The organism is Burkholderia sp. BE17 (assembly GCF_009362305.1).
Classification (GTDB): Bacteria; Pseudomonadota; Gammaproteobacteria; order Burkholderiales; family Burkholderiaceae; genus Burkholderia; species Burkholderia pyrrocinia_C.
In genome coordinates, this window is record NZ_WHNU01000067.1 from 22,564 (window position 1) to 32,901 (window position 10,338).

Annotated in this window: 8 protein-coding genes; 2 read left to right on the top strand and 6 right to left on the bottom strand. The window is 67.4% G+C overall.

Annotation, left to right across the window (positions count from 1 at the left end; translation table 11 throughout):
- Positions 1-183: 183 nt before the first annotated feature.
- Positions 184-3,051, top strand: a complete 2,868-nt coding sequence (locus GD429_RS37895) for a valine--tRNA ligase (protein WP_152865058.1) — start codon at positions 184-186, stop codon at positions 3,049-3,051.
- A gap of 87 nt (positions 3,052-3,138) precedes the next feature.
- A complete protein-coding gene (galU, locus tag GD429_RS37900) occupies positions 3,139-4,023 on the top strand; it encodes a UTP--glucose-1-phosphate uridylyltransferase GalU (protein ID WP_152865060.1) in 885 nt (294 codons plus the stop codon).
- Positions 4,024-4,075: 52 nt separating this feature from the next.
- Here the strand turns inward: galU and GD429_RS37905 are convergent, their stop codons facing one another.
- From GD429_RS37905 to GD429_RS37930, 6 genes are all read right to left on the bottom strand, one after another.
- A complete protein-coding gene (locus tag GD429_RS37905; RefSeq protein ID WP_152865062.1) occupies positions 4,076-4,690 on the bottom strand; it encodes a DUF4136 domain-containing protein in 615 nt (204 codons plus the stop codon).
- 37 nt (positions 4,691-4,727) lie between these two features.
- A complete protein-coding gene (locus GD429_RS37910) occupies positions 4,728-7,115 on the bottom strand; it encodes a CHASE2 domain-containing protein (RefSeq protein ID WP_152865064.1) in 2,388 nt (795 codons plus the stop codon).
- A gap of 10 nt (positions 7,116-7,125) precedes the next feature.
- Entirely contained in the window at positions 7,126-8,487 is a 1,362-nt protein-coding gene (locus GD429_RS37915; protein WP_321575124.1) for a FecR domain-containing protein, read from the bottom strand.
- Entirely contained in the window at positions 8,484-9,188 is a 705-nt protein-coding gene (locus tag GD429_RS37920; protein ID WP_034183383.1) for a response regulator transcription factor, read from the bottom strand. The genes GD429_RS37915 and GD429_RS37920 overlap by 4 nt, the downstream gene beginning before the upstream one ends.
- 267 nt (positions 9,189-9,455) lie before the next feature.
- A complete protein-coding gene (locus GD429_RS37925) occupies positions 9,456-9,881 on the bottom strand; it encodes a peptidase (protein ID WP_152865066.1) in 426 nt (141 codons plus the stop codon).
- A gap of 205 nt (positions 9,882-10,086) precedes the next feature.
- Positions 10,087-10,314 (bottom strand): sulfurtransferase TusA family protein, encoded by a 228-nt coding sequence (locus GD429_RS37930; RefSeq protein ID WP_006402122.1) that lies wholly within the window; start codon positions 10,312-10,314, stop codon positions 10,087-10,089.
- Positions 10,315-10,338 lie beyond the last annotated feature (24 nt).

Consider the following 10,338-nt stretch of genomic DNA (forward strand, 5'->3'; position numbering starts at 1 on the left):
GGACCCGCCATTATAAGTCGGCCGCGCGATGCCGTTCCCGATCCGTTCGGTCGAGCGCCGCAAGCGCGTTGCGGCCGCTTCGCGACAAGCCCGCGCCGGCAACGCGATGGCTGGCCGATGTGCATCCATTTATAATTGTCAGATTCGGCATCCAATTCACGCATTTTTCGGCAGATTTCCAACATGAGCGACAACACGCTTGCGAAGAGCTTCGAGCCCCACACCATCGAGTCCCAATGGGGGCCGGAGTGGGAAAAACGCGGCTATGCCGCCCCGGCGTTCGATCCGTCCCGCCCCGATTTCGCGATCCAGTTGCCGCCGCCGAACGTGACGGGCACGCTGCACATGGGCCACGCGTTCAACCAGACGATCATGGACGGCCTCGCCCGCTATCACCGGATGCTCGGCGAGAACACGCTGTGGGTGCCCGGCACCGATCACGCGGGGATCGCCACCCAGATCGTCGTCGAACGCCAGCTCGACGCGCAGGGCGTGTCGCGCCACGACCTCGGTCGCGAGAAATTCGTCGAGCGCGTGTGGGAATGGAAGCAGCAGTCCGGTTCGGCGATCACGGGCCAGGTGCGCCGCCTCGGCGCATCGACCGACTGGTCGCGCGAATACTTCACGATGGACGACAAGATGTCGGCCGCCGTGCGCGACGTGTTCGTCACGCTCCATGAACAGGGCCTGATCTACCGCGGCAAGCGCCTCGTCAACTGGGATCCGGTGCTGCTCACCGCGGTGTCGGATCTCGAAGTCGCGAGCGAAGAGGAAAACGGCCACCTGTGGCACATCCGCTACCCGCTCGTCGACGGCTCGGGCTCGCTGACCGTCGCGACGACGCGCCCCGAGACGATGCTCGGCGACGTCGCGCTGATGGTCCATCCGGAAGACGAGCGCTACGCGCACCTGATCGGCAAGCTCGTCACGCTGCCGCTGACGGGCCGCGAGATCCCGGTGATCGCCGACGACTACGTCGACCGCGAATTCGGCACGGGCGTCGTGAAGGTCACGCCCGCGCACGACTTCAACGACTACCAGGTCGGCCTGCGCCACAACCTCGTGCCGATCGAGATCCTGACGCTCGACGCGAAGATCAACGACAACGGCCCCGAGCAGTATCGCGGCCTCGACCGCTTCGAAGCGCGCAAGGCGATCGTCGCCGATCTCGACGCGCTGGGTTTCCTCGACTCCGTGAAGCCGCACAAGCTGATGGTGCCGCGCGGCGACCGCACGGGCGTCGTGATCGAGCCGATGCTGACCGACCAGTGGTTCGTCGCGATGACGAAGCCGGCGCCGGAAGGCACGTTCAATCCCGGCAAGTCGATCACCGAAACGTCGCTCGACGTCGTGCGCAGCGGCCAGATCAAGTTCGTCCCGGAAAACTGGACGACCACCTACTACCAGTGGCTCGAGAACATCCAGGACTGGTGCATCTCGCGCCAGCTGTGGTGGGGCCACCAGATCCCCGCGTGGTACGGCGAGAACGGCGAGGTGTTCGTCGCGCGCAGCGAGGAAGACGCGCGCGCGAAGGCCGCCGCGCAGGGTTACACGGGTGCGCTGAAGCGCGACGAAGACGTGCTCGACACGTGGTTCTCGTCGGCGCTGGTGCCGTTCTCGTCGCTCGGCTGGCCGAACGAGACGCCTGAACTGAAGCATTTCCTGCCGTCGTCGGTGCTCGTCACGGGCTTCGACATCATCTTCTTCTGGGTCGCCCGGATGGTGATGATGACCACGCACTTCACCGGCAAGGTGCCGTTCCATACCGTCTACGTGCACGGCCTCGTGCGCGACGCGGAAGGCCAGAAGATGTCGAAGAGCAAGGGCAATACGCTCGACCCGATCGACATCGTCGACGGCATCGATCTCGAAACGCTGGTCGCGAAACGCACGACGGGCCTGATGAACCCGAAGCAGGCCGCGACGATCGAGAAGAAGACGCGCAAGGAATTCCCGGACGGCATCGCCGCGTTCGGCACCGACGCGCTGCGCTTCACGATGGCGTCGATGGCGACGCTCGGCCGCAACGTGAACTTCGACCTCGCGCGCTGCGAAGGCTATCGCAACTTCTGCAACAAGCTGTGGAACGCGACGCGCTTCGTGCTGATGAACTGCGAAGGCCACGACTGCGGCGCCGACAAGCCGGAAGTCTGCGGCGCGGGCGACTGCGGCCCCGGCGGCTACCTCGACTTCTCGGCGGCCGACCGCTGGATCGTGTCGCTGCTGCAGCGTACCGAGGCCGACATCGCGAAGGGCTTCGCCGACTACCGCTTCGACAACGTCGCGACCAGCATCTACAAGTTCGTGTGGGACGAGTACTGCGACTGGTATCTCGAACTCGCGAAGGTGCAGATCCAGAACGGCACACCGGAACAGCAGCGCGCCACGCGCCGCACGCTGCTGCGCGTACTCGAGACGGTGCTGCGCCTCGCGCACCCGGTCATCCCGTTCATCACCGAAGCGCTCTGGCAGAAGGTCGCGCCGCTCGCGGGCCGCTATCCGCAAGGCAAGGCCGAGGGCGAAGCGTCGCTGATGACGCAGGCATATCCGGTTGCCAACCTGCAGAAGATCGACGAGGCGTCCGAGCAGTGGGCGGCCGACCTGAAGGCGATCGTCGACACATGCCGCAACCTGCGCGGCGAAATGAACCTGTCGCCGGCGACGAAGGTGCCGCTGCTCGCGGCCGGCGATGCCGAGCGCCTGCGCTCGTTCGCGCCGTACGTCCAGGCGCTCGCGCGCCTGTCGGAAGTGCAGATCCTCGCGGACGAAGCGACGCTCGACAAGGAAGCGCACGGCGCGCCGATCGCGATCGTCGGCCCGAACAAGCTGGTGCTGAAGGTGGAAATCGACGTCGCGGCCGAACGCGAGCGCCTGTCGAAGGAAATCGCGCGCCTGACGGGCGAAATCGCGAAGTGCAACGCAAAGCTCGGCAACGAGGCATTCGTCGCGAAAGCGCCGCCGGCCGTGGTCGAACAGGAGCAGAAGCGCGTCGCCGAATTCCAGAGCACGCTCGAGAAACTGCGTGCGCAGCTCGATCGGTTGCCTGCGTAACAAACCGTAAGGCCGTTTGCGTTCACTATAATGCGGACGTGAACATACATCGTCTGACAAGTCGATTACAGGAATAAAGGTTCGATCATGTTGAAAGTCACCAAGGCGGTATTCCCCGTTGCCGGCCTCGGCACGCGGTTCCTGCCGGCAACGAAGGCGAGCCCGAAGGAAATGCTGCCGGTCGTCGACAAGCCGCTGATCCAGTACGCAGTCGAGGAAGCGATCGCCGCGGGCATCACCGAGATGATTTTCGTCACCGGGCGCAGCAAGCGCGCGATCGAGGATCATTTCGACAAGTCGTACGAGGTCGAAGCTGAGCTCGAGGCGCGCGGCAAGGAAAAGCTGCTCGAGCTCGTGCGCAGCATCAAGCCGAGCCATGTCGACTGCTTCTACGTGCGCCAGCCGGAAGCGCTCGGCCTCGGCCATGCGGTGCTGTGCGCGGAGAAGCTCGTGGCCGACAACCCGTTCGCGGTGATCCTCGCGGACGACCTGCTCGACGGCAACCCGCCCGTGATGAAGCAGATGGTCGACGTGTTCGACCACTATCACAGCTCGGTGATCGGCGTCGAAGAGATCCCGCCGTCGGAGACGAAGTCGTACGGGATCGTCGACGGCAAGGAATGGGAAGAGTCGATCGTCAAGATGTCGGCGATCGTCGAGAAGCCCGCGCCGGAAGTCGCGCCGTCGAACCTCGGCGTGGTCGGCCGCTACATCCTGAAGCCGCGGATCTTCCAGCACCTGCGCGCGCTGAAGCCGGGCGCGGGCGGCGAACTGCAGCTCACCGACGCGATCCAGGCACTGCTCGCCGACGAACAGGTGCTGGCCTACAAGTACCAGGGCACGCGCTACGACTGCGGCAGCAAGCTCGGCTACCTGAAGGCGACGGTCGAATTCGCACTGCGCCACCCGGAAGTCGGCGCGGAATTCGACGAATACCTGCGCACGCGCGGCGGCGCGCAACCGGCCGCCTGAGCGCGGCAAGGGCTCGCCCCGGCGGGCCCGCCCTCACCTCACCGGCCGGCGCTCAGCGCGCCTCGGCCGGCTTCACCGAGACGACGCCCGGCATCCCGCCCGCGTCGTCTTTTTTCGTCTTCACGAGCCAGCCGCCGCCATCGCCGAACGGCACCTTCACGAGCGCGCTCTTCACGAGCGCCGGCGCGGCCTGCTGCGTGGCCGGTTCGCGATCGCGCAGCGCGGCCGTCACGCGATAGACGTCGGCGCCCGATTTCGCATCGACGAAACGCAGCGTCAGCACGTGGCGGTATACGTTGCCCGCGAACGGCAGCGCGAGCGGCGACGGCCCGTCGACCGTCACGCACGCGCTGCTCGCGGCACCGCAATGGTCGGCGATGGCCGCGACCGCCGCCGGCTGCGTCGCGTACGCGATCGACAGCCGGTAGCGTGCGTCCTTGAGCGGCTGCGCGTCGAAGCCGCGGCGCGCGAGTTCGTCGCGCACCAGCGTCTCGATCTGCAGGTATTCGGCGTCGTTCGCCTGCGCAGCCGTCCGGACGAAATCGTAGCCGTGCGCGCCGGCTGCGAATGCATTCGGTTGCCCGACCGCACTCACGCCACTCGTCACGCCGGCGCAACCCGTCAACAGCGACGCCGCCAGCGCGGCCGCTGCCCATTCCTTTCTCATGGCTTTCCCCAGATGCCTGCCGTCGCGCCCGGCCCTGTCAGGCGGACGGCTCGTCGATCGCGGGCAGCGACACCGTCACCGCGGTGCCGACACCCACTTCGCTGTCGACCGACACGCTGCCCCCATGGCGCGTGACGACCGTCTTCACGAATGCCATGCCGAGCCCGGAACCCGGGATCTCGGGCCGCTCGCCGGCATGGAATCGCTTGAAACGCTCGAACAGATGCCGCTGATCTTCCGGCGCAATGCCGTACCCCTGATCGCGAATCGTACAGAACATCCGCTTCGACGCGTGCTCGACCGTCAGCGTACACGTGATCACCGTGTCGGACGGACTGTATTTGACTGCGTTGTTCAGCAGGTTAACGAACGCGCGCGTGATCAGCGAGCGGTCCGCGCGCACCCAGCACATGTCGGTGCCGACGTCGGTGTAGACGCGGATGTGCTTTGCCTGCGCCTGCGGCCATACCTCGTCGCTCGCATCGATCAGCACGTCGACGAGGCTCGTCACCTCGAGCTGGTACGCCTGCGACTCCGCGCGCGCCAGTTGCACGAACTCGTCGGCAAGCGACAGCGCGCGGTGCGCATAGCGCTCGATCCGCGCGAGCAGCCCGCGCATCGCGTCGGTCTCGACGCGGTCGCGCTCGATCTCGACCAGCGCGAGGATCGACGACTGCGGCGAGCGCATGTCGTGCGACAGCAGGTGCAGCGCTTCCTCGCGATGCCGCTCGGCCGCGTGCAGTTCGGTCACGTCGACGAGGCCGGCAATCCAGCCCGTCACGCGGCCCTGCGCGTTCGTGCAAGCGGCATAGCGTAACAGATGGTCGAGCCCGTCACGGTCGCGCACCTCGATGCCGCGCGCCATCGCGTCGTGCTCGGCTTCGAGCGTCGGGTCGAGCGCGGCCGGCCAGTGCTCGCGGATCGCCGCATCGTGTTCGGCGTTGCCGTCGACGGTCTTCATGAACGTCAGCTCGCCGAGCGCGGTGCGCAGCGGCCGCCCTTCCGGCAGCGGCAGCGCGAGCCGCGACCCGTAGCGCTTCGCCGCATGGTTCGCGATCAGCACGGTGCCGGCCAGGTCGGTCACGAAGATCGGCTCGGGCATGCTGTCGAGGCTGTCCCACACGAAGCGCTTCATGTCCTGCACGCGCTGCGCGGCTTGCGCCATCAGCGCCATCTGGCGCTCGAGCACGTCGCCGCCGACGCTGCGCGTGCGCGGCGCCTCGGGCAGCAGGTGCGGCTCGTCGGCGAGCCGCTGCAGCTCGCGGCGCAGGTACGACATCGTCATTTCGAGGCGCCGCCAGTTCCAGATCGGGTAGACGGCGATCAGCCCGAAGATCGCCGGCGCCGGCGACAACCAGATGCGCGCCTCGAACAGCAGCGCCATGCTCGCGACGACGGCAAGCGCGGCGAGGCTGAGCGTCAGCAGCAGCGCGCGCCACGGCGACAGCATCAGGAAGCCGCCCAGCAGCGCGGCGAGCGGCAGCAGCGACGCGGCGAACAGCCCCGCGCGCGACGCGGGCGAGATCGCGCTGCCGGTCGCCAGCATGTCGAGCACGTTGGCGTGGATATACACGCCGGCGAGCGGGCCGAAATCGCCGGATACGGGCGTCGCGAAACGATCGTACAACCCCGACGCGGTCACACCGACGACGACGATCTTGCCGCGCAGCACGTCGGGCTTCACGCGCCCCTCGAGCACGTCGTCGAACGACACCGTCGGATAAGCAGGCGTGTTACGGCTGAACGGAATCAGGTAGCGGCCCTCGCCGGCCGCGTCGCGCGCCAGGTCGTGCGCGTTCGCGCCCGGCGCGCCGCCGGCCGGATGCAGCCGGCCGGCCTGGATCGCGCGGTACACGGGCACCATCAGTTGCGGCCAGCGCACGCGGCCGTCGCTTTCGAACAGCGCGACGCTGCGCACGATACCGTCGCGATCGACTTCGAGGTTGATGTGACCGAGCCCCGTCGCGCGCGCCGCGAGCGCGGCCACCGGCGGCTCGACGGTACGCGTGCCGTCCGCCTGCTCGGGGCTCAGCAGCACGGGCAGGAAAGTCGGCACGTGGCTCATCGCGTCCGCGAACGCGCGATCTTCCGGCGACGGTTCGGTGAACAGTACGTCGTAGACGACGGCGGCCGGCTGCGCGCGCGCCAGCGTGTCGAGCAGCCGCGCGTGCACGTCGCGCGACCACGGCCAGCGGCCGAGCGCCGACACGCTCTGGTTGTCGATGTCGACGACGACCACGTCGGGCGACAGCGGCAGGCTGCGCTGCATCAGCAGCCGGTCGTAGATCAGCCCGTCGACGCTCGACGACAGGCGGCCGAGCGCGCACGCGAGGATCACCGCGATCCCGAGGCAGCCGATCGCGATCCATTCGATCAGGAAGCGGCGGCCGAGGTGCCGCCGTGGGGAAACGGAGTCGGGTTTCATGCGCCGCGGGTCAGCGCGACAGCGTGAACGCGCTGACCGGACTGGTCTTCTCGTAGAACTTGCCGCCTTCGAACTCCTCGACGGTCACCGCCCAGAAATAATCGCCCGGCGGCAGGTGCGCGACGGTGATCTGGCGCGCGTGCAAGCCGACCTGGTCGACGACCGGGGCGCTCAGGTCCCTCGAGCGCGACAGCACGAACCGGTAGCGCGCGTCCTTGCCCGAACCATTCGGCGACCAGCGGAACTCGTAGCCACCCGCGCCGGGCGACGCGCTCGCGTCGAGCCCCATCACGCGACGCTCGAACGCATAAGTGCGCGGCAGCCCCTCGAGGCCGTTGGCATCGATCGCGGCGATCCGCACGAAGTAGTTCCCGTTCGGTACGTCGCGGAAGACCGCGCGCGGCGAATCGGTGCGCGTTTCGCGGAACAGGTCGAGCAGCCCCGCATCGTGCGCGAGCTGCACGCGGTACGCATGCGCGTTCGCCTGCGGCACGACGTCGAACGCGACGTCGGGTTCGTCCTGCACCTTGTCGGGATGCGCGAGCGCCGGCGCGGCCGGCAGCGCGACGGGTGCGCCGACCGCGCCGGACGACGTCGCGACGCTGCCGAAGTTCGCATGTACGAGCGTCGGCTTGGCCGATTGCCGGCCGCCCGCGACGCCGACGGTGCCGTCGAGCACTTCGACACGCGTCGACGCATTGCCGGCCGCGTCGTAGTTCACGCGAAAGCGCGTGCCGCGCACGCCGGCCACGACCGACGGCGAGCGGATCTGGAAGCGGTCGTCGCGTTTCTTCAGATGAGTGACTTCGCTGTCGACCGAGCCGCGCGTGAGTTCGAACTGGCGATCGAGCGTGCCGGTCAGCACGGTGCGGCGCAGCGCCTTCAGGTCGAGCTGGCTGTCGGGCGGCAGGCTCATGTGCGTGCCGTCGGTGAGTTCGAGCGTCACGAAGCCGTTCGCGCCCGTGCGCACGCGGTCGCCCTCGGCGAGCGCCGTATCGTTCGCCAGCGGCACGTACGCGTCGCCGGACGCCCGCTCGGCCGTGCCCTGCACCGCGACGACACGCGCGGTCAGCTTTTCCTTGCGCAGGCGCGCGACCGGCAGCTTCAGCGCGACGCCGGGCTGCAGGTGCTTCGGCGCGGGGACGCCGTTGATCTGCTGGAGCAGTTGCCAGTCGTCCGCACCCTGCAGGTAGCGGGCGGCGACGTCGTAGAGCGTGTCGCCCGCCTCCGTGCGGTAGACGACCATCTTGCCCGCGGCAGCGGGCGGCTGCGCGGCCGCATGCTGCGCGGCGAATGCAAACGCGACCGCACAAGCCGCGCGCAGCACCATCGTGTGCAGGTTCGCCGTGCGCTGCGTGAATCCCGTGGTCACTCCGGTTCCCCCTGACCGACCCGCTCGAGCCGGTAGCCGTAGCCGTAGATCGGCGCGAGGCGATAGCCGTTTTCGGGCCGCAGGCCAAGCTTGGTGCGCAGCATCGAGATGTGCGTATCCATCGTGCGCGACGGGATGTCGGTCGCCTGCTTCCACACGAGATCGAGAATGTGCGCGCGCGACAGCGGCCGGTCGAGATGCTGGAACAGCAGCAGCGCGAGCTCGAATTCCTTCTGCGTCAGGCTCACGGGCTTGTCGCCGACGTAGGCCTGCTTCAGGTTCACGTCGAAACGGAATTGATCGAATTCGCGAACGGTCGCCTCGGCGTTGACCGGATACGCGCGGCGCAGCAGCGAGCCGATGCGCGCGCGCAGGATCGGGCCCGACACGGGCTTGACCACGTAATCGTCGGCGCCGGCGTTGAGGATCTGCGTGATCCCCGCCTCGTCGTCGCGGCTCGTCATGAAAATGATCGGCAGGCTGTGCTCGGTCTGGTTGGCGCGCACCCACTTGAGCACTTCCTCGCCGGACATGTCGGGCACGTTCCAGTCGAGCACCAGCAGATCGAACGTCTCGCGCTGCAGACGCTTCTTCAGGGCCTTGCCTTCCTTGAACGCGTAGCACGTATGGCCAACGGCCGTCAGCGTTTGACTGACGAAATCCGTCTGGGCCGGATCGTCATCCAGTACAGCAATTCTCATAGCACCCCGCAAATCGAAATCGATTCGTCCAGTTCAGCTCCCCGCACCCACCGCGCAGCACGCGCGCAGCTTCCTTCCGGATACGGGCCGGCGAGCCATCGTTTGCCGCTCGCGCCACCTGCGCAAACCGGCGACCCCGGCTAAATATCTCAAAAACGGGGCGCGGACGAACCGGCGATTTCATCATAGTAGTATGAAATTCGCCAAGAAATTGCGCGGACTACCGTTCTTTCTTCGAATAATCGTTCCTGTCGCGCAATCTGACGCCTAATCGGCGCCCGCCACCGTTTCGGCGAAATCGTCGGTCGGCACGCGTTGCACCAGCGGTTGCGACAGCGCCGGTTGCGCGAGCATCCGCTGCAATTGCCCGCGCACGCGCTCCCACGCGTTGGCCGCGTAGTCGGGCTGGCCCGCCGCCCATGCCTGCGCCAGATCGAACACGCGCTCGATCGTCGCACTGCAGTAGGTCAGGCCCGAGCCGTCGTCCTGCGCGGCATCGCGCAGCCGTTCGTCCAGCCACTCGGCCAGCCACGGCATCTCGGCCGCGGCCGAATCCGCGTAGGCCTCCAGCGCGGCACGCGCGTGGCGATCCTGCTGCGGATCGAGCTCGATACGGCTCAATTCCGACGCACGCTCGGGCGCAATGCATTCCGCTCCGGACGGACTTCGAAGGGTCCCTGGTCTGAAGGACATGTCCTCTCCCCGTTGTACGACGGCAGCGTCAGGCATGGCCCCCGTGCCAGCCATACGACGTACCGCGGCCGGCACCTCCGCTGGAAGCGGACGACCGGCCGGGTCAGTATACGCAGCCAGTCACGAAGCGAGGTTTAAGAATTGTCAGAGGCTCGACCGGAGCGCTTTCCAATGGAACAGGAGCCTGGGCGCGCGATGCGGGCCGTCAGCGGCGGCGCATCAGGAACACGAAGGTCTTGTCCTGCGTCGTCGATTCGACGATCTCGTTGCCCGTCTGCTTCGCGAACGCGGCGAAATCGCGCTGCGAGCCGGGATCGGTCGCGAGCACCTTGAGGATCTGCCCGCTTTCCATATCGGCAAGCGCTTTCTTGGCACGCAGGATCGGCAACGGGCAATTGAGCCCGCGCGCGTCCACTTCCTTGTGAATCTGCATCGGCTGTCGACCTTCGAATGTCGC